The following is a 24,694-nucleotide window of genomic DNA, read 5'->3' on the forward strand; positions in this document are numbered from 1 at the left end:
AAAAAAAAATTGATATTTAGTGATGTAGTTGCCGGTGGGCAGCTACATCACATAAATATCAACGTATCGGGTTATTATTTTGTTTTGGCAGCAGCTGGTTTGTCTGCTGGTTTTGCGGTATGATGACCGTGATGTTTTTTAGGTGATTTGGTGTTGGCTGCCGGTGCTTTAGGCGCGGCGGCTTCCTTTTTAACAGGCGCCTGAGGCGTGGTGGTTTGTGCAAAGGATGATGCACTCAGAAACAACAAAGCCGCTGCCATCATCATAATTCCTGACTTTTTCATGATTGTATGTTTTATATGGTGATCAATTGTTTTGACGACCTAAAGGTACAAGTGTAAGGTACACTGGTCCGGAATTAATGGCCCAACAGGCGGTAGGTATCGGTCAAAAAGGAGAAAGTGTCGTTGAGATCAAAGCAGATTCAGTTTATTGTTCAGTGCTGTCCGGTAGGCATCCGCAACCGGAATGGCGTGTTGTTGGATAAGGATGGTACCGTCTTCGATGGTTTCTATTTTATCCATGGCTACGATGTAGGAGCGGTGTACACGCATAAACCGGCTGGCAGGCAGTTTTTCCTCCAGGGCTTTCAGTGTGGTATGGATAGCATGAAACTTCTGGCTGGTATGTAGTTTTACATAATCGCCCATTGCTTCCAGAAAGAGAATATCATCGGTACGGATCCGTTTCAGGATACCGGTATCCCGGATAAAGACAAACTCCGTATCGGATACCTGTAACTCCCGGTTATTGCTGTCGCAGATCTCTTTGGCTTTTTCAATGGCCTGTATAAAACGGGCAGGGTGTACGGGCTTAATCAGGTAATCGGCTACATTGAGTTCAAAGGCTTCTACCGCATATTCTTTTTTTACGGTAGTGAAGATGATCACCGGTCTTTTCTTACCGAGGTTCCGGGTCAGTTCCAATCCGCTCATACCGGGCATTTCAATATCCAGCAGAAGTACATCTATTTTTTCTTTCTGCAAAAGATTATAGGCTTCCATCGCGCTGCTGCACTCACCGCTTACATGAAGATGATTAACATGACTGGCCAGTTGTTTCATGGCCGTCCGGGCGAGTTTATTATCATCTACAATCAGACAATTCATGGCGCTAATGTAGGAACAAATCATCATATCCCGGCCACACGCGCAACCAGGATGCAGTTTTTGTTCGGAGGGATATGTTATAAAATTTTACCTTTGTTACCATGAAGTGGTTGGTGTACATATTTAGCTGCTATATCCTCCTCCTGTCTTGCATACCCTGCAACGATGCGGCGGAAGTGGTATTACAGCGCACCGCCCGTATTGCCCGGCTGGATGTTCCGCATGAACACGAAAGCCAGCCCGATTATTGTTCTCCGTTATGCATCTGCAGCTGCTGCAATGTGCAGGTAACTGCGGAAGCTATATCTACTGTTCATTTTTATCATCATCAGGTATTAATCAGTTATCCGATTATACCTGCCAATCCGCTGCCATCCCAGGCAGATAATATCTGGCAACCTCCCCGCCTGGTTTAGTGTTATAAGTATTGATGTTTTTGCTGTGAGTGTACGCTGTCTCGTTTCCCGAAACAGGTATGGCTCCGGTGCATCCTTTTATTTCATACTAACCAAATCATGCTGGATAAGATCATTCTTTTTTCTATCAGGAACAAACTAATAGTGGGGATACTCACGCTTGCGCTGGTAGCGTGGGGCGTATTTTCGCTGATGCGGCTACCCGTAGATGCGGTGCCGGATATTACCAATAACCAGGTACAGGTGATTACCCAATCGCCTTCGCTGGCAGCGCAGGAGGTAGAGCGGCTGATTACTTTTCCCATAGAACAAACCATGGCCGTGATTCCGGAGCTCAAGGAAGTACGCTCTATTTCCCGTTTCGGCTTATCGGTGGTGACCATTGTATTTCATGACGACGTGGATATTTACTGGGCCCGGCAGCAGGTCAATGAAAAGCTGGGCGAAGCGAAAACCGCTATTCCGCCGGGGATCGGATCGCCGGAAATGGCGCCGGTATCCAGCGGGCTGGGTGAAATCTACCAATATGTAGTACATCCGCAAAAGGGCTATGAATCCAAATACACGGCCCGCGACCTGCGTACTATTCAGGATTGGTATGTACGGCGGCAGCTGCTGGGTACACCCGGCGTGGCAGAAGTGAACAGCTTCGGCGGCCTGCTGAAACAATACCAGGTAACCCTGGACCCGGATAAATTGCGTAGCTATAATTTAAGTATCGCTGCCATCTTTGATGTGCTGGAGAAAAATAACCAGAACACCGGGGGCGCTTATATCGACAAAAAACCCAATGCCTATTTTATCCGTAGTGAGGGATTGATAGGCAGCCTGGCAGATATAGAAAAAATAGTAGTAAAGAATACACCGGAAGGCTTGCCGGTACTGATCCGTGATATCGGTAATGTACAGCTGGGAGATGCCAACCGGTATGGAGCGCTCACCCGTAATGCCACCGGCGAGGCCGTAGGTGGTATTGTGATGATGCTGAAAGGCAAGAATTCCAATGAAGTGGTGAAGGCTGTCAAAATACGGATGGCCCAGATCCAGAAAACATTGCCCGCCGGCGTGGTGATAGAACCCTTCCTGGACCGCAGTGAGTTTGTAGGCCGGGCCATTGGTACCGTACAGAAAAACCTGATTGAAGGGGCGCTGATTGTCATCTTTGTGCTGGTGTTGTTCCTGGGGAATCTGCGTGCCGGGCTGATTGTAGCCTCCGTGATTCCACTGGCGATGTTGTTTGCCATTGCCATGATGAACCTGTTTGGGGTATCGGGTAACCTGATGAGCCTTGGAGCGATTGACTTCGGACTGATTGTAGACGGCGCCGTCATTATTGTGGAAGCTACGCTGCATCACCTCACAGGGCGCAACAAGGGCAAAGGTGTACTACGATTGTCGCAGTCGGAGATGGATGCCGAAGTATATGATTCTGCCAGCAAAATACGGAGTACGGCCGCTTTCGGAGAAATTATCATCCTCATAGTATACCTGCCGATTCTGGCACTGGTAGGTATAGAAGGAAAGATGTTCCGGCCCATGGCGCAAACGGTATCGTTCGCGATCCTGGGTGCCTTTATCCTGTCGCTGACCTATGTGCCGATGGTATCGGCTTTATTCCTCAGCAAAAAGATCAGTCATAAGGTAACTGTGGCAGATCGGATCATGCAGTTTTTTCATCGTATATACGATCCCGTTATAAGAAGAGCGATTCGTACCAAAGCGCTGGTAGTAAGCATTGCAGTAGCGTTGTTTGTGGTATCGGTGTTTTTGTTTGGCCGTATGGGCGGTGAATTTATACCCACCCTGGAAGAAGGTGATTTTGCGGTAGAAACGAGATTGCTGACGGGTAGTTCCTTAACGGAAACCATCGATAAGGTAACCCTGGCATCAGATATTCTGTTGAAGCAGTTTCCGGAGGTAAAAGAAGTGGTGGGTAAGATCGGTGCGGCAGAAATTCCAACCGATCCGATGCCGATGGAGGCCTGCGATCTGACCATTCTGCTGAAACCCAAAAAAGAATGGACCAGTGCGAAGAACCGCGAGGAGCTGGCCAATAAAATGCAGGAAGCCCTGGAAGCGATACCTGGTGTCAGCTTCGGTTTCTCTCAACCGATACAACTGCGTTTTAATGAGCTGATATCCGGTGTAAGGCAGGATGTAGGGATCAAGATTTTTGGAGAAGACCTGACGACGCTGGCTTCCCTGGCGCAGAAAATAGGCGCCATCGTGAACCGTACGGAAGGAGCTAAAGACCTTTACGTAGAGCAGATAGGCGGGTTGCCGCAGATCGTGGTGTCTATTGACCGGGATAAGATTGCCCGCTACGGACTGGACATTGCCACCATCAACCAGGCCATTAATACGGCTTTTGCGGGTCAAAGCGCCGGGCTGGTATATGAAGGAGAAAAACGTTTCGACCTGGTAGTAAGATTGGACCAACGCAGCCGGCAACGGATAGAGGATGTACAGAACCTGTATATCACAACGCCTTCCGGCAACCAGGTACCGCTGCAGCAGCTGGCTAAAGTAGAAATGACCATCGGTCCCAACCAGGTGCAGCGGGAAGATGCCAAACGTCGCATTATTGTGGGTTTCAACGTGCGTGGCCGCGATATTGCCAGCATTGTAAAAGATATAGAAACAGCTATTGAGAAAGAAGTGAAACTGCCTGCCGGATATTTTATCCGTTATGGCGGCCAGTTTGAAAACCTGCAGGAGGCTAACGCCCGTTTATCCGTGGCCGTACCCATTGCCTTACTGCTCATTTTTGGTTTATTGTATTTCACCTTCCGGTCTGTAAAACAGTCGTTCTTAATTTTCACAGCCATTCCTATGGCGGCTATCGGCGGCGTATTTGCGCTGTTGCTGCGCGGCATGCCTTTCAGTATTTCTGCCGGCGTAGGATTTATTGCCTTGTTTGGGGTGGCCGTATTAAACGGCATCGTACTGATCGGAGAGTTTAACCGGCTCAAGGAAGAAGGGATTACTGACCTGGGTACCATCATACTAAAGGGAACGGCTACACGCTTACGCCCGGTATTGATGACGGCCTTTGTGGCTTCCCTGGGCTTCCTGCCGATGGCGCTGGCCACCAGTGCGGGAGCAGAGGTACAACGGCCGCTGGCAACGGTGGTGATTGGCGGTTTGATTACTTCCACCTTATTAACCTTGCTGGTGTTGCCGTGTTTGTATATCTATTTTGAAAAAGGATTTAAAAAACAGAAAATATGAATGTCCGCTTTTTGATAGGGTTGCTGTTCCCGTTTACGGCTTTTGCACAGTCGCAGCCATTAACGATGGAAGGGGCGGTGCAGCAGGCATTGCAGCAAAATAAAGGATTGAAATCAGCTTCGGTGGCCGTGGGATATTATAAAGAGCTGGTGCGTACCAGCGGAGAGCTGGCCAAAACGGATGTGAACCTGCAATACGGGCAAACGAACAGCTATGTGCAGGATAATAATTTCAGTGTTTCCCAGGCCATTCCGTTTCCTACGGTATTTGGCGCCCGGAAGCAGCTGAACCAGGTACAGGTAGATAAAGCAGTATGGTGGAAAGCCGTGACACAGAATGACCTGGTATACCAGGTAAAACAAACCTATGTGCAACTGCTGTATTATAAAGAGCTGCGGGTATTGCTGCAGCACCAGGACAGCCTGTTCAGTGATTTTGTACGCACAGCTACGCTGCGTTACAAAACAGGAGAGAGCCGTATGCTGGAAAAGACGGCGGCAGAAGGCCGGATGAATGAAATCCGGAACCTGTTGCGCCAGAATGAGGCCGATGAACAGATTTATCTGTCGCGGTTGCAGGCATTGCTGGGCACCACTGAACCGGTGAGCCTGGCCGCTTCCGGGATACCGGCGGTAACGATACCGGCGTTGAATGATACGGCAGCCGTGGCGGCGAATCCGCAGCTGCAGTATTTACGGCAACAGGTGCTGCTCGCAGAAAAACAAAAGCAGTTGTTCCGTGCTTCCATACTGCCGGATATCACGGTGGGTTATTTTAACCAGTCGCTGGTAGGTACGCCGGCTAATGCCGCCGGTGCGCTCGCTACTTCTGGTACCCGTTTCCAGGGATTTCAGGTAGGCCTGGCGTTGCCCTTGTGGATGGGGCCTTTGAAAGCAAAGGTACGGGCGGAAGAAAAGCAGCAACAGGCAGCTGCCTTGCAGTACGACAACAGCATGATAACGCTGCAAAGTCAATACGGACAGGCGGTACAACAGTTCATCAAACAACGTAACAGCCTGGATTATTATCAGACAACGGCACTGCCGAATGCTGCCCTGTTGTTGCAGCAATCAGCCAAATCCTATTCCAGCGGAGATATCGGTTATCCGGAGTATTTCCTGAACCTGGAGCAGGCGCTGACTGTGCGGGAGGGATACCTGAAAACCAGGAACGATGCCAAACAGGCTGAATTATACATCGCTTATCTGGCGGCTCATCAACTTTAAAAAGTCTACCATGCAAATACTTAAAAAACATATATACCTCTCCGTTATAACGTGTAGTACGATCCTTTTTCTTACGGCCTGTGGCAATAAGTCCGCCGACAAAAAAGAAGGAGATACACATGACCATGAAGAAGCCCCCAATACGGTGGAACTGACGGCCGCACAGTTTAAAACCGCCGGTATTACCTATGGTAAACCGGAAAACCGGCAGATCAGCGGTGCGGTGAAAGTGAATGGTTTCCTGGATGTGCCGCCACAGCAGCTGGTCAGCATTTCGGTGCCCATGGGTGGTTTTATCAAACAAACCACCTTGCTGCAGGGGATGCCGGTTAAAAAAGGGCAGGTGATTGCGGTATTGGAAAACCTGGATTACATTCAGTTGCAGCAGGACTACCTGGATATCAAAAGTCAGCTGGAATATGCAACCGTGGAATACAAGCGGCAGCAGGAACTGGCGGTGGAAAATGTAAATGCGCTGAAAACGCTGCAACAGGCCAAAGCTGCCTATCAGTCGTTGCAGGCAAAGGAGAGTGGGATGAAACAGAAACTGGCGCTGCTCAATATCAATATGCCGGCGCTGGAGAAAGGGAATATCCAGCGTACCATTAATGTGTATGCGCCTATCAGCGGGTATGTGACACAGGTGAATGTCAACCTGGGACAGTTTGTCAATCCGGCGGATATCCTTTTCCGGATTGTAAATACGGAGCATCTGCACGCGGAACTGACCGTATTTGAAAAAGATATTCCCCGGTTGAAAATAGGGCAGCTGGTACGTTTTACCCTGGCTAATGAAACGGCGCAGCGTACAGCTACCGTGCACCTGATAGGACGTGAAATCAGCCCGGAACGTACCGTAAGGGTACATTGCCACCTGGATGCGGAAGACACCCAGTTGTTGCCGGGTACTTATCTGCAGGCGATGATTGAAACCGGGGCTGCCAATGTACCCGCTTTACCGGATGCCGCTTTGGTGAACTTTGAAAACAAAGCGTATGTATTCATGAAGGCGCCAGGTAACGCCAACGACAGTACGTATCATTTTACCATGTTGGAGGTGAAGAAAGGCAATAATGAACAGGGATACACCGAAGTCACTTTCCCGGCTAAAACACCCGATCAGGAAATTGTGGTAAAAGGCGCCTATGACCTGCTGGCCAAGATGAAAAACAGCGGGGAAGAAGAAGGACACTAAGTTTATCAGGTTTAAATAATTTCATATATTTGAAATTATTAATTGATAAACAGATGAGATATTTAAAATGGCAGGTGTTAAGTGGAATATTGTTATGGGCCGCTACTGCCTGGGGGCAGGTACCGGTGGCAACACTGGGACCTGCTTTCGCTGAACCGGGAGATGGATGGGATAAACTGTTGCAACTAAAAAACGGGAATACCATCTATCTCCATTTTGCCAGGAAAGAAGGACTGACCGTCAATGTATATAATCCCAAACGGGAGCTGGCGGCAACAGATACTGTGCGTTCGCAGCTGTGGAATGCCGCAGATCTGGAATCCACGGAAATAGACGGCATCTTTGAAATCAAAGGCCAGCCGGTCGTATTTCTGCAGCAGATTGTGAAGGATAGTCCCGTGTTGTATCGCCTCATCCTGGACGGGGAAACCGGCAAGCTGCGACAGGAAGACAAACTGGGTGCCTTGCCCTCCATCCGTCACCGCAGCGTGTATACGCAGGATAACCTGGCTTCGCACGACTGCTACGTGGAAAAGGACCGCCACAGCGATCATTATGCCGTGGCGTTTTTCTCCGGCGCTGCCATCCAGCGAACGGATAGTATCCGGGAACGCATCCAGGTACTGCATTTCTCTCCGGAACATACCCTGATCAATAAAGGCTGGTTGTATTTACAGGATACGGCGTATAACTATTTCAGTTATATCAGCATGGCTGTGCAGGGGCGCGAAAAAGTATACCTGGCTACTGCCGGGTTCAATACAAAGCGTAAGGGCAGCGAACCCTGGTCGTCGGTGGTGTTTTCTATGCTGTCTCCGGACTCATCATCTTTTGAGAGTAACGTACTCGCCTATACGGCCAATTACGGTGATGTTACCGGAGAACTGTTCCCGCTGCCCAGGCTGCAACAGGTACGGTTATTATTACAGGTACCGTCGCAGCAGTCAGATGGCGGCAGTGGCACCTTCCTGAATATATTATCTCCTTTTACCGGCAAGCTGCGTAAACATACCATGCTGTCATTCCCGGAATTATCCCGCAACGTGCGCATGAACCTGGGATACAAAGATGGCTATAAAGGCGTGCCACAGCGTCTCCTGCAGCGAGATGACGGCAGCAGTACCTTACTGCTGGAAAACATCTATTCCTTTAAACAGGGGAATGCGCAGATCAATAAACTACATACCAATATGGGCGATGCCGGTATCGCCGAACTGGATAACGATGGTCGGGAAATTACTACCATGGCGGTTTCCAAGTCGCAGGTAATTATGGGCATCTGTGAACCATTCCTCCAGCACCGTCGCAATAAAAGTGAATGGGTTTTCCGGAACAAGATTGCCGCCCTGAATACCAATACCTATCTATCCTACGACTATATCAGTATTCCGGATGCCTCCTTTGTACTGTTTAATGATTATCTGCAATACCTCGACAGCGGCGGACAGGAGAAAACGCGCAAACCATTGAAGTATGCGGCAGATGCCAATTTCGTCTGCTATCGTTTTTATGCCGGAAAAATGGAAAGACTGTTTCTGTTTGGTGCGCCGGAAGTAACCAAAGGTTATGCGGGTATGATGGGCGCCGCAGATTACAATGCTGATAATCGTGTATACGCTACCGTTATCATTTCCCGGCAGGGATCCGAGAAAAAGGCCAATATCGCCTGGATACAGTTTTAGACAGCCAGTGCTGTCCAGCCTTCCGGCAGTTGACCCAGCCGGAACTGATTAACGGCGTTATGAGCCAGCCGCGTAGGTTCCGGCAGGCGATGTTTGCGGAGGCAGGAAATAATCAGTTGCAAGCTGTCTGTCATACCTGTTCGATGCCCCGGTGAAACAAAAACAGGTTTCACATTGGGCTTGCTGCGCAGTACATGACCCAGCAACATTCCTTGCCTGCCGGTTAATGGCGTATAGTCGCCCCGGTTAGGCCCGGGTTCTTCAAATTGTCCGTACAGTTTCTTTTTGGCACTGCCAATGGTAGGCTGATTGGTTAATACGCCGAAATGCGTGGCAATACCCATTTGTCGCGGATGGGCAATACCATGCCCGTCTACCACCAGGATATCGGGCTTGACGGGTAGTTGCTGCCAGGCATCCAGCAGGGCCGGCACTTCCCGGAACGCCAGAAAACCAGGTACATAGGGAAAGTGTACCTCTTTTTTCACGAGGCTGTAACCCACCGGAATCAGGGAAGGATATTGGAGTATTACGATACCTGCATAGACCGTTGTACTGAATTTATTGAAAGAAATATCAGCGCCGCCGATATAGTTGATTGGTCCGTTAAAAGGAGTGAGGATGGTCTGGTCCTGCAGGTTTTTTTGTATGGCCGTAGCTTCCGGTACGCTTAATACGTCGTAGTCAATCATAATAGCGGATATGGTGGTGATTTAAAAGAGCGTTAACTGTTCTCCGTCTTTCGGTTTGGCAGCTTTCCCGAAAACGGTTCTGCCCCCGTATTGCCAGGATTGTTGTCGTTCCTGCGCCATGAGTTTTTCAAAATTGGTGTTCGGTTCAAAGTCTTGTTCTATCTGCTGGGCCAGCACGGATAATTTACGGATAGCTTCCTGTTTATCCGAGTGGCCAATTTTAGCTTTCTGCAGGGCGTCTTTCAGCGTATCGATGGTTTCATCGTAGATCTTTACGGGTACCGGAAAAGGATGCCCGTCTTTACCACCGTGAGCAAACGAAAAGCGCGCAGGGTCTTCAAAGCGGGAAGGAGTGCCGTGTATTACTTCACTGACCAGTGTCAGCGACTGCAGCGTTCTGGGGCCGAGACCTTCCAGCATCAGCAGGGAAGTAAAATCTGCCGGCCGGGTTTCATGTGCCAGCGCCAGTACACTACCCAATCTTTTCAGGTTTACATTTTCTGCCCGTACTTCGTGGTGCGTGGGCATAATCAGGTGGCGTATCTCCGGCAGCAGGTGGGCCGGTTTCTCCCTTGTCAGTTGCAGAATGCCTGCTTTGGTATCGCCGGCCAGGAGGTCCGTCAGATTCAGGATCTGGCCCTGATTGCGGCCATAAATGAAGGTATGCGGCGCTTCCGTAAAAGAACGGAAAGCAGCGGAATGCCAGTGATAGCGGCGGGCCATACTGCTGGCGTCATTCATGCCTTGTTGTACCACTGCCCATTCTCCTTCGTCTGATACAATAAAAGAATGCAGGTACAGCTGAAAGCCATCCTGGATAGCCGTATTGTCTACTTTAGCGGTTAGCTTGCTGCTGTAGATCAGCTGTTCGCCGGGCAGGCCGGTCTTTTCGGCGAAGGCCTGCAGCTCTGCGGGTGTTTGCTTGCTATGGCGGCCTTTTCCGCCACAGATGTAAATACCCAGTTCTTTCGCCCGCGGATTAAGGGCTTTCTTCAACGCCCCCATGACGCTGGTGGTAATGCCGGAAGAGTGCCAGTCCATGCCCAGCACACATCCCAGGGCCTGAAACCAGCAAGGATCACTGAGCCGCTGTATAACAGCTGATTTGCCGTAATCCACCAATATCGCTTCTATGATGGCGCCGCCCAGTAGGCTCATTCGTTTGGCCAGCCAGGGGGGCACATGGCCGTAATGTAAAGGCAGATCTGCGTGGGAGGGCATGGTTTATATCGGATTCGTTTGTACTTTATATTCAAAAATGTTCTTGTTCTGCAGCAAATAGCTGTCCAGTTGTCTGAGCTGATCCCGGTGACCGCGTACCGCATAGTTGACTTCTATGATATCCTCTTTTCGCATGATCAGCATGCGCTTGTATTTTAATTTGTATTGCTGCAGCACAGTTTCCAGATCGTCCTGTGGAAATTTTTCTTCATAATAGAAAATAGTGTAGAGTTTTTTATCATTAATGATGGCCACCCTAAATTCCAGGTATTCCATTCCTATAAGTACTACAATGCCTGCTACCAGCGTGGAGCCTGCCAGTAGGTACTGACTCATGCCCACCGCCATACCGATAGCTGCCGCCACCCAGATGGTAGCAGCGGTGGTGATGCCATCAATGGCATAATCTCCTTTAAATATAACGCCTGCACCAATGAAACCCACGCCGGTAAGGATGTTGGAGGCAATACGATCGGCACTGGCAGGATAGCCCATTTCAGCAGACAGGATGGTGAAAACAGTACAGCTCACACAAATCAGCGTCATGGTACGCATACCGGCGGCTTTGCGCTTATATTCCCTCTCCAGGCCCAGTATAGCGCCCATCAATAAAGCGATCAGTACTTTCAGCAACTGATCTTCCTGTATGATCTGCATTAAATGTTTCATGTGCGGGAAATATTGAAATATTTGATACAAATGTAAGGGTTGGCATAATTCTTTCCTCTCATGTAATGATAATCATCTATCACTACTAACTATATACCGTTTTATGAAACTGCTAGTATATAAATTTTGTATGGTCATCTGTGTAGCGGGTATTTTAAGTTTGTTGCTATTCGCCTGTAACGGAGCGAAGGAAGTGAGCAAAGAGGCTGACTCCGCAGCGACTACACTGCCTAAGGTAGAAAGTACCCTGAAAACAGACAGTACCCAACACCGTACCGACAGTATCAGATAAACAGTCGGCTAATACCAGTACGAAGGAAGAAGGAGATGTTAACCACCTCAAAGCAAATTACTTCACCCTTAATCTGGTATTATTATGAAAGGATCAACATTATCCGCCATGCTGCTGGCAGCGGGTATTTCAGCCCTGTTGCTGACGGCATGTGGTAACGGAGAAGGAGACAGAAACAATTCGGTAGCTACTGATTCTGCCGGTATTAACAATGAAAACGTGGATACGGCGGCCATTTTGCCCGACACCGTGCCATTAGACAGAACACCGCCACCCGGCTCGCCCGGAGGAGATTCTTCCCGGAAAAATTAAGTGAGTATTACCGGTATTACGCATGTTATAAAAGAGAACCGCTATCACGCAACCGTTCTCTTTTATGGCATGCGTATGCTTATTTGGTAAGGCTGTTTTTTTATTTTGGAGCATTTTACAATATATTTGGCGCCTGTTCGTCTCCCCTCAAACAAAGAACTTTATCCTGATGCAAAACGAAAGCAACACCCCGGCACCAAAACAAAAGATAAAGCTTGCGGCGCTGAAGAAAACATTCCGACTCTTTAAATACGTGAAGCCTTTTTGGGCAGAATTTACCCTGGGCATGCTGTTCCTGCTGGTATCCAGTTCTGCAGGTTTAGCGTTTCCGCAGTTATTGGGAGATCTGGTAGATCCCAAAAACCACGATGTCCTTTTCCAGGGAATGAATCGCGCCGGATTATTGCTGGTAGCAGTACTGGTAGGGCAATCCATTTTCTCCTTTTTCCGTATTGTTTTATTTGTGAATGTTACGGAGAAAACCCTGGCAGCTTTGCGGCAAACCATCTACAGCCATCTGATCAAACTGCCGATGAAATTTTTCCTCGAGCGGAGAGTCGGAGAACTGAGCAGTCGCATATCGTCAGATATCTCTCTCTTACAGGAAACATTTACCACCACACTGGCCGAATTTATCCGGCAGATAATTCTGGTAATAGGTGGTATTATTATATTGTTGATTACTTCCTGGCAGCTCACAGCCTTTATGCTGGCCATTTTTCCGATAATGATGGTGATCGCGGTATTCTTCGGGAAATTCATCCGCGAGTTCTCGAAAGAAGTACAGGAGGAAGTGGCGGCCTCCAATACAGTGGTAGAGGAAACCCTGCAAGGTATCCTGAATGTAAAGGCGTTTGCCAACGAATATTTTGAAATTGCCCGTTACCGTGTGCGTACCAACGCAGCGGCCCGCATTGGTATGAAAGGGGGTAAATTCCGCGGTGCTTTTTCTTCCTTTATTATCCTGGGTATCTTCGGAGCGCTGGTAGCAGTTATCTGGAGAGGCGTGGCCATTGGCATGACAACGCCCTCGCTGATTTCCTTTGTGCTCTATTCTGTTTTTATTGGCGGTTCTGTAGCGGGGCTGGCAGAAGTATATACCAACTTACAGCGTAGCATCGGCGCAACAGAACACTTACTGGAAATACTGGATGAACCGGAAGAAGATATTACCGAGGTGCATACGATTGCTCCGGAAAACCAGCTGGACGGACAGATCAGCTTCCGCAACCTGTCTTTCCATTATCCTTCCCGTCCTGATCTGCAGATCCTGCAGGATGTTTCCTTTGAGGTGTATGCCGATCAGAAAGTAGCCCTGGTAGGCCCCAGCGGCGCCGGTAAAAGTACCATCGTGTCCCTTTTGCTGCGCCTGTATGATGGCGTAGGCGGAGAAATCCTGTTCGACGGCCGCGACAACCGCACCATTCCCTTATCAGAACTGCGGACACAGATGGCCGTGGTACCCCAGGATGTATTCCTGTTTGGTGGCACCATTGCAGAAAACCTGGCCTATGGCAAGCCGGATGCTACCCCGGAAGAAATGGAGGAAGCGGCGCGTAAAGCCAATGCGTGGGAATTCATACAACGGTTCCCGTTAGGTCTGAATACGGTAGTGGGAGAACGGGGTATACAGCTCTCCGGCGGGCAGCGGCAACGTATTGCCATTGCACGGGCAGTACTGAAAAACCCACGTATCTTAATCCTCGATGAGGCAACATCCGCCCTGGATTCTGAATCCGAAAAACTGGTACAGGATGCGCTGGACAAGCTGATGGAAGGACGTACTTCCATTGTGATTGCCCATCGCCTGGCTACGGTGCGCAAGGCCGACAAGATCATTGTACTGGACAAAGGACGTATTGTGGAAGAAGGTACCCACGCTGAACTGATAGGCCTGGACAGTGGTTTGTATCGCATGCTCAGTGATATGCAGTTTGCCAGCTGATGATCTTACTTAACTTATTATATAAAAACGCGAAGCGGAAAACAAAGGATTGTTTTCCGCTTCGCGCTTTATGGTATCGGGATGCCCCGTTGAAATACCGGATTACATATATGGCTTCATTTCTTCATCAATATCTTTCCGCAGGTCCATCAGCTTTTTAGCGTAGGACTCCATGTTGGTTTCATTGACAGTTCTGGGTGTCCACTTCGGTACAGGTACGGTTTTGCCATTGTCGTCTACCGCTGCAAATACCATTACACAGTGAGTGGTCTTGGCTTTCTTTTGCTGCCGGGGATTACCCGCAAATACATCGATGGAGATGTGCATGCTGGTATTACCGGTGTAGATGATAGAGGCGTTGATTTCTACCAGGTCGCCGATGGAAATAGGTTTGAAAAAACGAATACCACCCACATACACCGTAACGGCATATTGGCCGCTCCAGTTGGCAGCACAGGTATAGCCGGCCTGGTCTATCCATTTCATTACAGAGCCACCATGTACCTTGCCCCCGAAATTTACATCGGAAGGTTCTGCCAGGAAACGTAAAGTAATTGTATGATAAATCGAGTCCATAAAATAATAATAAGGAGAAACTAATGCGCTGTAAAGTACGAATTAATTACCTTCTCCGTTATTCATTTCCATATTACCTTCCTTGGATTTGTTGCTCTTGCGTTTGAAGAGATGGGTATCCAGTTTACCAAAGCGCCAGGTAGCATTGAGCCGTAGCTCACGGGTGAGCCGCTTGCGATAATTCTCCTGTTCGGAAAAGGCGGTATTGGTATAGCTCAGGTTACGGTCACTGTTGAAAATATCATTGATGCCTAAAGAAATGGACAAGGCTTTATTTTTCAGCAGGTCTTTCTTGATGGCAGCATCAATAGACCAGGAAGGTTCCCGTTGTCCCTGTGGGAGGATTTGCCTGGACTCATATTCACCGGCTATCTGCAGGGTAAGGTTCCACGGCAGTTTGGTATTGCTGTTGACTTTACCGAACCAGATAAAACCCTGATTGGACAAGTTGTCGCCATTACCGGATGCGTTGATTTTTGTCTGCGCCAGGTTCACGTTGGTGGTCAGGTCCCAGTAGCTGGTCAGCTGACTTCTCAGCGTAATTTCTGCGCCATAGGAATTACGGGTATTGGCATTGATCGGATAGGAGAGCAGCACCCGCTGCGTTTGTCCGTTCAGGTTAAGGGTAGTATCTACATAAAAATCCGTAATGGCATTATTGGTATTACGGTAGTATAAAGACACGAGGATATTGTGTTTATGCGCGATATCTTTCAGGTACGACAACTCAAATGAGTTGGTGAATTCCGGTTTCAGTTCCGGATTACCACGGCTGGCACTTTGTCCGCTGTATTCAATAGTCGGCAACAGATCCCTGAACCAGGGCCGGCGGATACGGCGGCTATAGTTGAGTTGGAGCTCATGATCCCCTTTCAGTTTCTGGGAGAGGAATAAGCTGGGGAACAGGCTCACCGGATAATTGATTTTGTACGATTCTTTGGTGCCCAGTCTGGTTTCTCCGCTGTAATTGGATTGCTCTGCTCTTAACCCTACCTGATAGCCGAAATCATTTTTGGCGCCGGTGTAGCTCACATAGGCGGCATTGATCTGCTCCTGATAATGATAGTTATTGGAGAGTGCGGAGTCCAGCAGGAAGTTACCGCCCGGGTATTGTTTACCCATGGTATTGGTATAGTTGTCGAACCGACGGTTATTGGTACGTAGTCCGGCTTCTATTTTACTGGTGGGCGTAAATGGTTTTACATAATCTACCTGGCCGGTGAGGTAAGTGGTCGTCCCTTTACCTTCGCCATAGCGTTCTTCCGGCCTTTTGGGATCGTAAATAGGATCTCCGTTCAGGTTATAGTACTGCAGGCTGTATTCAGAAGAGTTATCTCCGGTGGCGCGGTTATAGGTAAAGTCGGCCGTCAGTTCTTCTCCTTCTTTGGCAAAAGTATGCTTATAGCCCAGCTGGGTGGTATAATTACGGAAACCATTTCTGGTATTGTCTACCCCCGTACCATAGCGAAGTGGCTGCTGGCGGGCATCCATTTCATGCAACGTCTGATTGTTATACCGGTTGAAGTTACCGCCGGTCAGCGACTGGGATACCGTGAGGGTGTTGCGGTTGTCGATGAACCAATCGAAACCGATACGGCCATTTTGGAATTTGCGGTAAAAATCGCCTTCCTGTAATTGCTCCAGGAAAGAGGTGTCTTTGTTCATGTTTTTCCGGAACAGGCGGCCGGTTGTAGGCGACACACGGTTACGGATATTATAGCTCAGGAAGAAATTAAACTGTTGCTGCCGCAGGTTGAAATCAATGCCTGCATTGGCGCTGCCGAGTGAGCTGCCTCCCAGGTTGATCAATCCGTTGATACCGGCTTTCTTGTTTTTCTTGAGCACAATGTTGAGGATACCACTCATGCCTTCTGCATCATACTTGGCAGATGGGTTGGTGACTACTTCAATATTGGCAATGGCGTCTGCCGGAATCTGGTCGAGGGTGAGGGTAGAAGGACGGCCATCAATGAAGATGGTAGGGGTACCGTTGCGGACCGTTACATTACCATCTATATCCACGCTCACGGAAGGTACCTGTTTCAGTACGTCTGTAGCAGTACCACCAATGCTGGCGAGGTTTTTATCTACATTGAATACGCGTTTATCAATGGCCATGGTGAACGCCGGTTTTTCGCCTACCACATTCACGGCAGCCAGCGATTTTACATTTGCTTTTAACCGGATATTGCCTACATCCAGGGTGTTGCTGGCAGGTGTAAGCGCCACGGATTTGAACGTGGTTTCATAACCGATAAAATTAATTTTAAGGAGATACTTACCTAATGCGACATGCTCGAAATTAAAATCTCCGTTAGGTTTAGACAACATACCTGTCAGCACAGATGAATCAGCACGCAGGAGGGCCACAGAGGCATATTCCACTGGCTTATTGGTCTGAGCATCCAATAGTTTCCCGTATAAGGCGCCGGTGGCATCTGCATTTTTTTCATGCGGATGTTGCGCCAGGAGAGGGAGGTGAAATAATAACATCCATCCTGTCAGTGACAAAACAATTTTTCTCATGTTTACGTTTACTAGCTTCCAACAATTTATATCAAGTCATAAAAATAATTCTATTGCCCGAAGAATCGTTGTTTTTTGGGATAAAAGGCAGCATGGAACCCTTTACAGTGGTCAGTTTCATCTTTGTGTCTGGTTGTAATGTTGATTGGTGGCCGATCTGGTATGTAAGGGGTGCATTTTCCCCAACTGTTAATTAGTGTTAAGCCTGATTGGTAATGGTATTCAGGGCCTGCAGATCATACGTTAAATTTTGTGGATAAAAAATAGGACGGAATAAGTTTATCTTTTCAATAGTTAAATAGAGCTACGTATCTTTACAGCCAGCTGTTGCGTTATTTTAATTTTTTTATATGCATAAGGACTACAGACCGGATTGGGATATTTACACATGTCATATTGAAGAAAGTCCGGCAGTTATAGGCCTTGACCTGGATCTGAGACGATTTGCACCGCTGAAGGAAAAGCCGAATGCCATATATATAACAGTATATCTGAATAATCCACGTGAAGACGGATTTCCACAAAATGATGAGTTTGCCATCATGGGTGAAATAGAAGACCGGTTGGTGGAACAGCTACAAACCAAACTGGATGCGCATTTCGTAGGAAGAACCTTTTCAAACGGGGTACGTGATTTCTACTTTTATACTGGCACGACATTATTGCATGATAAATTTATTGCGGATGCAATGATCAACTTCCCGGACTACCGGTATGACTATGGTGTAAAAGACGATAATAACTGGGAATTGTATTTCGATTTCCTGTTTCCTGATGTATACGAGTTTCAACGTATACAGAACAGGAAAGTATTACGTATGTTACGGCAGCATGGAGATGTATCTGAGATAGAGCGTCCGATAGAACATTGGATTCATTTCAGAACAGCCGAAGATAAAACGACTTACTGGGAACATGTAAAAGATAGTGCCTTTACCCTGGTACATGATCAGCAGGTAGATAATCCGGAGTTTCCTTTCCGGTTATGTATTGCCCGTTCTGATAATGCCAACGAGGCTACCATCGACAGTGTGGTGATGAGTCTGTGGGAACTGGCCCAGCAACTGAATGCGGAGTATGACGGTTGGGAAACCAGCATTATGAAGTAACCGGCCGGGTATAACGGTAACGGCTAAATAGTGCAGGAGTATAGCAGCGTTTTTTTTATTTTTTATATTATTCATGAGCGAAGACAAAAGCAGGATCACGCATCGCTGCTTTTATCTTCGCTCATTCATTTTACAGCTGCCGTTACCAGCTTATTTCCGGTAAGGCTGTAATAATTATACCTGGTATTTATTTCCTCAGCAGTCCTGCAAGCAGGGAAACGACAAAGAGTACCAGAAAAATAAAGAAGAGAATTTTTGCTATAGACACTGCGCCTGCCGCAATACCACCAAACCCGAATACGGCTGCAATGATAGCAATGATAAAAAATATTAAAGCCCAACGTAACATAACTTGACGGTTTTATGGTGAACGAAAAGATTTTAATACTTTATCTGATCTGTTTGCAGGAAATCTTACAATTATCGTTCCTTCTGCACAATAATTGGATTAATGGTGGTTCGGTTTTTTTTTAATATAATTGTTGCCTGCTGCTTAGATTGAGTAGATACATCAAAATATTAACTGCTATAACTGTTATTTGCTGGATAACTTTCCTGCATTGCAGTGTGTTTGCCTTCGGAGAAGGCCAACAGTCTTCGCTTTCCCGCGATACGGTTCCGCATAAAAATAATAGCATCTTCAAAAAAATAGGAGAATACCGGGATTCTATCCGGCATAAAGAATACCGGCAAACCCTTATTAAGCGGATAACGAAGCAGGATGTCACCACTCCCGACATCGACAACGATAGCATTATCACTAAAAGTGAGGCATATTTTACCCCTTTTGCGGGCAAAGTGATCAGGAATATCTACTATCGGAAGGTAAAGGTGTTTGGTCCCCGCAATATTAATGATACCACTTTCACCACCAGCATGAAATTAATTCACCTGGCTAACCGGTTGCATTACGACTCCCGGGCCTGGGTGATCCGGCAAACCCTGTTTTTCCGGGAAGACCAGCGGCTGGACCCTTTTGAAATGGCGGACAATGAACGTTACCTGCGTAACCGCCCTTTTATTCAGGATGCCCGTATCTATGTACGTAATGCCGATCCGGCAACAGATTCCATAGATGTAGAGGTAGTGACCAAAGATGTATTTGAATATGGTGCAGACTTATCGCAGTTCAGTGCAAAGGATATCCGTGCGGGCGTTTCCAACAACAATTTATTCGGCGCCGGCCAGGGCGTGAAAGTAGGCCTCCAGTGGCGGTCTGACTATAGTCCTACCTGGAATTCGGAAGCCCGGTATACCAAATACAATCTGGCCGGTACTTTTATAGATGTGAATGTAGGCTATACCACACTCAATAACTACCAACCCCTGGATACCAACGTATACGAGGGTACGATTTACGTGAGCCTGAACAGACCCCTGTACCGCAATGCGGCCAAATGGGTAGGTGGGTTTGCCTATTCCAAAAGCTGGTCTATCAATATCAGAGGAGCTGCACCTCAGGAAGAAGACAGCCTTTTCCGGGAGTACAACTATACGGTATTGGATGGCTGGGTAGGATACAATTTTATCAATAACTACAATCATAAAGGTACGATTGGCAGCCGGCCCAATTTCGCCCTGCTGGCCCGGCACTATAACCTGTCGTTCCAGCGCAGGCCCGAACAGACCCGGTTTGCCGATGATCCGGTATATAATAACCACCGCTATTACCTGCTGCAATTACAAGCCTACCGGCTCGACTATTTTAAAGCCCACTACTTTTTTGGGTTTGGCCGAACAGAGGATATCCCGCTGGGATATAACCTCAATATCACCAGTGGCTGGGAAAGCTGGAAAGACCGGCGTCGGATGTATACCGGCTTTGAGGCGCAGAAATACTGGACTACCCGGCGCATGGGACTTTTTAATACCACCATAGGCATTAGCAGCTTCTGGCTGGCTAAGTCGGCGGAAGATGCTGTGATGCACGCACGGCTGGAGTATTACAGCCGGTTGCTGAATTTCCGGAAGTCCCGTTTCCGGCAATTCTTTTCCATCGACTACCTGAATAATCCCAATCCGTTTTTCTATAAGCCGCTGAACATTAATATGGAATATGGTATCTGGGGATTCCGGAACACCAGGCTGAATGGCTATCAGCGGCTGAATGTCAGCGGAGAAACGGTGTATTATAGTCCGCTTAAATTCCTTGGATTTAAATTTAACTTCTTCGCCTCCGTACAAGGCTCTATGATCACGGCAGAGAAAGACGACCTGTTGAAGAATCCCGTGTATCTCGGATTGGGTGGCGGTTTCCGGATACGTAATGAAAACCTCTCCCTGAATACGATTAAAGTATCCGGCTACTATTATCCCAATGCACCGGATCCTATGAAGCAGGCTATCCTGGAAATCACTACCATCGTGGATTTCCGCTTTGACGTGTCTGCGCTGAGAGCGCCTGGCTTCTTAAACTTCCGTTGATATTTCATCAGCGATACCGTAAATTTATTAGCTAAATAGAGGACTATGCAATGGCAGAATGAATTGACACGTATGTTAGGCATCCGCTATCCTTTGGTACAGGCGCCAATGTTGGGTATTACCACTCCCGCCATGGTAGCGGCTATTAGTAATAGTGGCGGTTTGGGCTCCCTGCCTGTGGGTGGGTTGCCGCCTGCGAAAGTAGCTTCCCTCATCCGGGAAGTGAAAGCGTTAACAAAGGCGCCTTTTGCAGTGAACCTGTTTACTTATGAGTTGCCATCAGATAAGGATCCTGTTGCTTTTGACCAGATGCAGGCATTCCTGCAGTTCCTGTACGGGGCGCATCAGATCATGGCCAGCCCGGTTGCCCTGAACGAATTACAGTTTTATAGTTACCGGGATCAGTTGCCGGTACTGCTGGAAGAAGGGGTACAGCAGGTGAGTTTTACCTTCGGTATACCAGATGCGGCTGCGATAGCGTTGCTGCAATCACATCAGATCCTGCTGACGGGGACCGCTACCAGTGTGGCCGAAGCGGTAGCGCTGGAAGCTGCCGGTGTAAATGTAATAGTCGTACAGGGAATAGAGGCCGGCGGACACCGGGGTTCTTTCCTGACAGATACATTGCCACAGACAGGTACGCTGGCATTAGTGCCGCAGGTCGTAGATCGTGTAGGCGTTCCGGTAATTGCTGCCGGCGGCATCATGGATGGCCGCGGTATTGCAGCTGCCCGTATGTTGGGCGCTGCCGGTATGCAAAGCGGCAGTGTGTACCTGCGTTCGGATGAAAGCGCTGCTACACCGGCACATAAAAGGGCTTTGGCCGGAATAACGGATACGACTACACGTTTAACGCGTGCCATGTCCGGCCGCTGGGCAAGAGGGGTACCTAATACCCTGATCAATGAAGTAGACATTGCAGCGCTGGCGATCAATCCGTATCCCATCCAGGATGCTTTAACACAGCCGGTGCGGCGGATTGCGAAGGAGCAGGATAATCCGGCATTTATAGCCATGTGGGCCGGTCAGGCGGCGGGTAAAGCCAAAGCGTTGCCGGCGGCAGTAATATTTCAGGAGATGCTGGAAGAGGCAGCTGCGCTGCTGGGAGGATGATACTATATTTTCAATACGTCCGCCTGTACAGCAACCGGTCATCCTGTTTTCGTACAGGCGGAGGTGTTATAATAAAGATCAGTAATGAATACGGGTGAAAATACCCGGATAGTCCAGCACGATGCCTTGTTCATCAAAAGGAATGTCTGCCTTGAAATCGGTCGTTACATTTTCATACCGGTAGGTGTGGTTATCCAGTTTGGTATAATGTTGCTGTACTTTCTGCAATTCAAATTCCGGGAGTTTAATGTACAGCATGTTTAATATCTTTTTTTCTCCGGTATCAAAATGCAGCCTTTTTACAGGTAAGGTATTGGTGAAAGGGGAGAGGGAGATATCGATATCGATACAATCGTCGAAGGCGCCGATATGGTTCCCGTCTTTATCGAACCAATGCCCATGCAGGTCGCTGGTCAGTTTTAATTCTCCTGTAGTCAGTCCTTCTTTTCTGATATGAAAAGAAGATACCCGCCAGTCATTGGTTATTTCCACTTCATACAGAATTGCGAAAGGTTCCTGATCTGATACGCCGGTAATACGTCCGGTAGCTACATGATGATGCCCCTGCTCCTTTAACGTACAGTATTCAATAGCAGGCCAACGGGTAGCCTGCCAGATAATAGGTTGCATGTACTATTGTTTTATTTGAGATGATTTTATTTTGATGATCACCAGTTTTGAAGTCGGCGTATTGCTTTTCTCAGCCACACTGTTAACAGGTACCAGCACATTTGTTTCCGGAAAATAAGTAGCTGTACATTTTTCCGGAATGCGGAAAGATACGATAATAAACCCATACGCTACGCGCTCCGTATGGTCGTAGTTGTTATACAGGTCTACCACGTCACCGGGCTGAAAGCCGGCAGCAGCAATGTCTGCGGGATTCATGAAGATGACCCTGCGTTCATGGTATACGCCACGGTAACGATCATCCAGCCCATAGATGGTTGTATTAAACTGGTCGTGACTGCGGATGGTCATCATCATATATTCATCGTTGGCCAGCGGTGTACGTATTACCGGCGCCACACTGAAATGTGCTTTGCCGGTGGGCGTGTCGAACCGGCCTTCCCGTGTACAGTTCGGCAGGTAAAATCCGCCGGGGTGGCGTACCCGCTGGTTGTAGTTGTCGAAACCGGGAATCACCTTCTCAATATCATTGCGGATATGATCATAGTGTTGTGCGTAATGTTGCCAGGGCACGGCGGAAGCAGCACCCATGAGGGCAGTTGCCAGCCCGCAAATGATGGCGGGTTCGCTTTTCAGGTCATCAGAAACCGGTGTCAGGTTGCCTTTAGACATCTGAATAACGCCCATGGAATTTTCGCAGGTAACAAACTGCGCGATGCCCTGTTGTATATCTTTATCACTGCGGCCCAGGCAGGGAAGTATAATGGCTTCTTTACCATGTACGACATGGCTCCGGTTTAATTTAGTAGAAACATGAACGGTGAGGTCGCAATTACGCAGGGCGGCGGCAGTATACAGCGTATCGGGGGTAGCAGAGAGGAAGTTACCACCCATCGCAATAAATACTTTTGCATCGCCCCGATGCATGGCATGGATCGCATGTACCACATCATAACCATGTTCCTGCGGCGGCGTAAAACCGTATAATGCCTGCAGCCTGTTCAGAAAGGCCACGGAAGGTTGTTCGTAGATACCCATGGTACGATCGCCCTGTACATTGCTATGGCCACGTACCGGACAGGTACCCGCACCGGGTTTGCCGATGCTGCCTTTCAGGAGCAGGAGGTTTACCACTTCCTGAATAGTAGCTACGGCATTTCTATGTTGGGTAAGCCCCATTGCCCAGCAGGTAATAATTTTATTTTTATGCAACAGGGCCTGTGCGGCAGCCTGTATGTTTTCCAGGGGCACGCCGCTGTCGGCCACCAGTTCTTCCAGGTGTTGTTCCCGCAGGTGCTGGATATAGGCTGTGTAGCCGGCCGTCTGATCCCGGATAAAGTCCTGGTCAAAAACATGGCCGGGGTTTTCATCTTCTGCTGCCAGCAGGAGGAGGGCGATGGCTTTTAAGAGGGCCATGTCGCCATTGATCTTTACCTGCAGGAAAATATCGGTCAGGGGTGTTTTGATATTCAGGACGCCTTTGACGGTTTGCGGATTGAGGAAGTTCAGCAATCCGGTTTCCGGCAAGGGGTTTACTGCAATGATGGTGGCGCCGTTCATTTTTGCTTTCTGCAGGGCAGACAGCATACGGGGGTGATTGGTGCCGGGGTTCTGCCCGAGGATGATGATCACTTCCGCGGCGTACATATCTTCCAGGGTAACCGACCCTTTGCCGATGCCCAGGGATTCACCCAAGGCTACGCCGCTGGACTCGTGGCACATATTGGAACAATCCGGCAGGTTGTTGGTACCATATTCCCTTACCAGTAATTGATAGAGGAAAGCGGCTTCATTGCTGGTTCTGCCGGAAGTATAAAAGACGGCTTCGTTGGGAGAAGCTAATTTTTTCAGGTGGGCGGCGATGCGCTGAAAGGCATCTTCCCAGGAGATAGGAGCATAATGGGTCGCGCCGGGAGCCAGGTACATCGGGTGGGCAATCCTGCCTTTTTTACCGATCTCGTAATCGGTGAGCTGACCAAGTGCTTCAATGCTGTGCTGTGCAAAAAATTCCGGCGTCACTTTTTTGGTAGTGGCTTCTTCTGCTACCGCTTTGGCCCCGTTTTCACAGTATTCTGCAATGCCGGACCTTTCATCATCGGGGTCGGGCCAGGCGCAGCCGGGGCAGTCGAATCCATCTTTCTGGTTCAGTTCCAGCAATGCTTTCATGCCACGGAAGGCATTCATTTCTTCCAGTATGTGCCGCATACTGGATATCACTGCGGGGATGCCGGCGGCTACTGTTTTAGGCTGGCTGAGCTTAATGCCTGTGAATTTTACAGGATTTTCTGCACTGTCCATATGAATACATTTAGATAACCGTATGTAT

General features: G+C 48.4%; 21 protein-coding genes. 11 read left to right on the forward strand and 10 right to left on the reverse strand.

Annotation, left to right across the window (positions count from 1 at the left end; all coding sequences use genetic code 11):
- Positions 1–74 precede the first annotated feature (74 nt).
- Both OL444_RS19445 and OL444_RS19450 read right to left on the reverse strand, forming a co-directional pair.
- Positions 75–284: a hypothetical protein gene (locus tag OL444_RS19445; protein WP_264730495.1), complete on the reverse strand. Its 210-nt coding sequence runs from the start codon at positions 282–284 to the stop codon at positions 75–77.
- Between the two features lie 129 nt (positions 285–413).
- Complete coding sequence (locus OL444_RS19450) at positions 414–1,109, reverse strand: LytR/AlgR family response regulator transcription factor (RefSeq protein WP_264730493.1); 696 nt, start codon at positions 1,107–1,109, stop codon at positions 414–416.
- Between the two features lie 101 nt (positions 1,110–1,210).
- On the opposite strand from OL444_RS19450, the gene OL444_RS19455 reads away from it, so the two are divergent.
- The 5 genes from OL444_RS19455 to OL444_RS19475 all read left to right on the forward strand — a co-directional run bounded on the left by OL444_RS19455 (position 1,211) and on the right by OL444_RS19475 (position 8,859).
- On the forward strand, positions 1,211–1,525 hold the full coding sequence (locus OL444_RS19455; RefSeq protein ID WP_264730492.1) for a DUF6660 family protein: 315 nt from the start codon (positions 1,211–1,213) through the stop codon (positions 1,523–1,525).
- 99 nt (positions 1,526–1,624) lie between these two features.
- Positions 1,625–4,756 (forward strand): efflux RND transporter permease subunit, encoded by a 3,132-nt coding sequence (locus OL444_RS19460; RefSeq protein ID WP_264730490.1) that lies wholly within the window; start codon positions 1,625–1,627, stop codon positions 4,754–4,756.
- Positions 4,753–5,982 (forward strand): TolC family protein, encoded by a 1,230-nt coding sequence (locus tag OL444_RS19465; RefSeq protein ID WP_264730488.1) that lies wholly within the window; start codon positions 4,753–4,755, stop codon positions 5,980–5,982. Before OL444_RS19460 ends, OL444_RS19465 begins: the two co-directional genes overlap by 4 nt.
- A 10-nt stretch (positions 5,983–5,992) precedes the next feature.
- The gene (locus OL444_RS19470; protein ID WP_264730486.1) at positions 5,993–7,177 is read left to right on the forward strand and encodes an efflux RND transporter periplasmic adaptor subunit; all 1,185 of its coding nucleotides are present in this window, start codon (positions 5,993–5,995) and stop codon (positions 7,175–7,177) included.
- 53 nt (positions 7,178–7,230) lie between these two features.
- Positions 7,231–8,859, forward strand: a complete 1,629-nt coding sequence (locus tag OL444_RS19475) for a hypothetical protein (protein ID WP_264730484.1) — start codon at positions 7,231–7,233, stop codon at positions 8,857–8,859.
- Here the strand turns inward: OL444_RS19475 and nfi are convergent.
- From nfi to OL444_RS19490, 3 genes are read right to left on the reverse strand one after another with little or no spacing between them, the layout of a single operon-like run.
- Complete coding sequence (nfi, locus tag OL444_RS19480) at positions 8,856–9,551, reverse strand: deoxyribonuclease V (RefSeq protein ID WP_264730483.1); 696 nt, start codon at positions 9,549–9,551, stop codon at positions 8,856–8,858. The two genes, OL444_RS19475 and nfi, sit on opposite strands and share 4 nt — an antisense overlap.
- A 21-nt stretch (positions 9,552–9,572) precedes the next feature.
- The gene (locus tag OL444_RS19485) at positions 9,573–10,772 is read right to left on the reverse strand and encodes a DUF763 domain-containing protein (protein WP_264730480.1); all 1,200 of its coding nucleotides are present in this window, start codon (positions 10,770–10,772) and stop codon (positions 9,573–9,575) included.
- Positions 10,773–10,775: 3 nt separating this feature from the next.
- Positions 10,776–11,441 (reverse strand): MgtC/SapB family protein, encoded by a 666-nt coding sequence (locus OL444_RS19490; protein ID WP_264730479.1) that lies wholly within the window; start codon positions 11,439–11,441, stop codon positions 10,776–10,778.
- A 103-nt stretch (positions 11,442–11,544) separates the two neighbouring features.
- On the opposite strand from OL444_RS19490, the gene OL444_RS19495 reads away from it, so the two are divergent.
- The 3 genes from OL444_RS19495 (at position 11,545) to OL444_RS19505 (ending at position 13,990) form a co-directional block, all read left to right on the forward strand.
- Positions 11,545–11,733 (forward strand): hypothetical protein, encoded by a 189-nt coding sequence (locus OL444_RS19495; protein ID WP_264730477.1) that lies wholly within the window; start codon positions 11,545–11,547, stop codon positions 11,731–11,733.
- Between the two features lie 84 nt (positions 11,734–11,817).
- Positions 11,818–12,045: a hypothetical protein gene (locus OL444_RS19500; protein WP_264730476.1), complete on the forward strand. Its 228-nt coding sequence runs from the start codon at positions 11,818–11,820 to the stop codon at positions 12,043–12,045.
- A gap of 253 nt (positions 12,046–12,298) precedes the next feature.
- A complete protein-coding gene (locus OL444_RS19505; RefSeq protein WP_264730475.1) occupies positions 12,299–13,990 on the forward strand; it encodes an ABC transporter ATP-binding protein in 1,692 nt (563 codons plus the stop codon).
- Positions 13,991–14,092: 102 nt separating this feature from the next.
- Here OL444_RS19505 and OL444_RS19510 read toward each other — a convergent pair whose 3' ends face one another.
- Together OL444_RS19510 and OL444_RS19515 are read right to left on the reverse strand one after the other, a co-directional pair.
- A complete protein-coding gene (locus OL444_RS19510) occupies positions 14,093–14,566 on the reverse strand; it encodes an acyl-CoA thioesterase (RefSeq protein WP_264730473.1) in 474 nt (157 codons plus the stop codon).
- 42 nt (positions 14,567–14,608) lie between these two features.
- Positions 14,609–17,092 carry a TonB-dependent receptor gene (locus OL444_RS19515; protein WP_264730471.1) on the reverse strand — a complete coding sequence of 828 codons (2,484 nt, stop codon included), beginning with the start codon at positions 17,090–17,092 and terminating at the stop codon, positions 14,609–14,611.
- A gap of 350 nt (positions 17,093–17,442) precedes the next feature.
- On the opposite strand from OL444_RS19515, the gene OL444_RS19520 reads away from it, so the two are divergent.
- Positions 17,443–18,201 (forward strand): DUF695 domain-containing protein, encoded by a 759-nt coding sequence (locus OL444_RS19520; RefSeq protein WP_264730469.1) that lies wholly within the window; start codon positions 17,443–17,445, stop codon positions 18,199–18,201.
- 187 nt (positions 18,202–18,388) lie between these two features.
- On the opposite strand, the gene OL444_RS19525 is transcribed toward OL444_RS19520, so the two are convergent.
- Positions 18,389–18,550, reverse strand: a complete 162-nt coding sequence (locus OL444_RS19525; RefSeq protein WP_264730466.1) for a DUF1328 domain-containing protein — start codon at positions 18,548–18,550, stop codon at positions 18,389–18,391.
- A gap of 218 nt (positions 18,551–18,768) precedes the next feature.
- Here OL444_RS19525 and OL444_RS19530 point away from each other — a divergent pair, with 218 nt between their 5' ends.
- Together OL444_RS19530 and OL444_RS19535 are read left to right on the forward strand one after the other, a co-directional pair.
- Entirely contained in the window at positions 18,769–20,625 is a 1,857-nt protein-coding gene (locus OL444_RS19530; protein WP_264730463.1) for a BamA/TamA family outer membrane protein, read from the forward strand.
- Positions 20,626–20,670: 45 nt separating this feature from the next.
- A complete protein-coding gene (locus OL444_RS19535; RefSeq protein ID WP_264730461.1) occupies positions 20,671–21,738 on the forward strand; it encodes an NAD(P)H-dependent flavin oxidoreductase in 1,068 nt (355 codons plus the stop codon).
- Positions 21,739–21,816: 78 nt separating this feature from the next.
- Here the strand turns inward: OL444_RS19535 and OL444_RS19540 are convergent, their stop codons facing one another.
- Positions 21,817–22,368 carry a putative glycolipid-binding domain-containing protein gene (locus OL444_RS19540; RefSeq protein WP_264730459.1) on the reverse strand — a complete coding sequence of 184 codons (552 nt, stop codon included), beginning with the start codon at positions 22,366–22,368 and terminating at the stop codon, positions 21,817–21,819.
- Between the two features lie 3 nt (positions 22,369–22,371).
- Complete coding sequence (locus tag OL444_RS19545) at positions 22,372–24,666, reverse strand: FdhF/YdeP family oxidoreductase (RefSeq protein ID WP_264730457.1); 2,295 nt, start codon at positions 24,664–24,666, stop codon at positions 22,372–22,374.
- Positions 24,667–24,694 lie beyond the last annotated feature (28 nt).

The sequence above is a fragment of the Chitinophaga nivalis genome (genome assembly GCF_025989125.1).
GTDB lineage: Bacteria > Bacteroidota > Bacteroidia > Chitinophagales > Chitinophagaceae > Chitinophaga > Chitinophaga nivalis.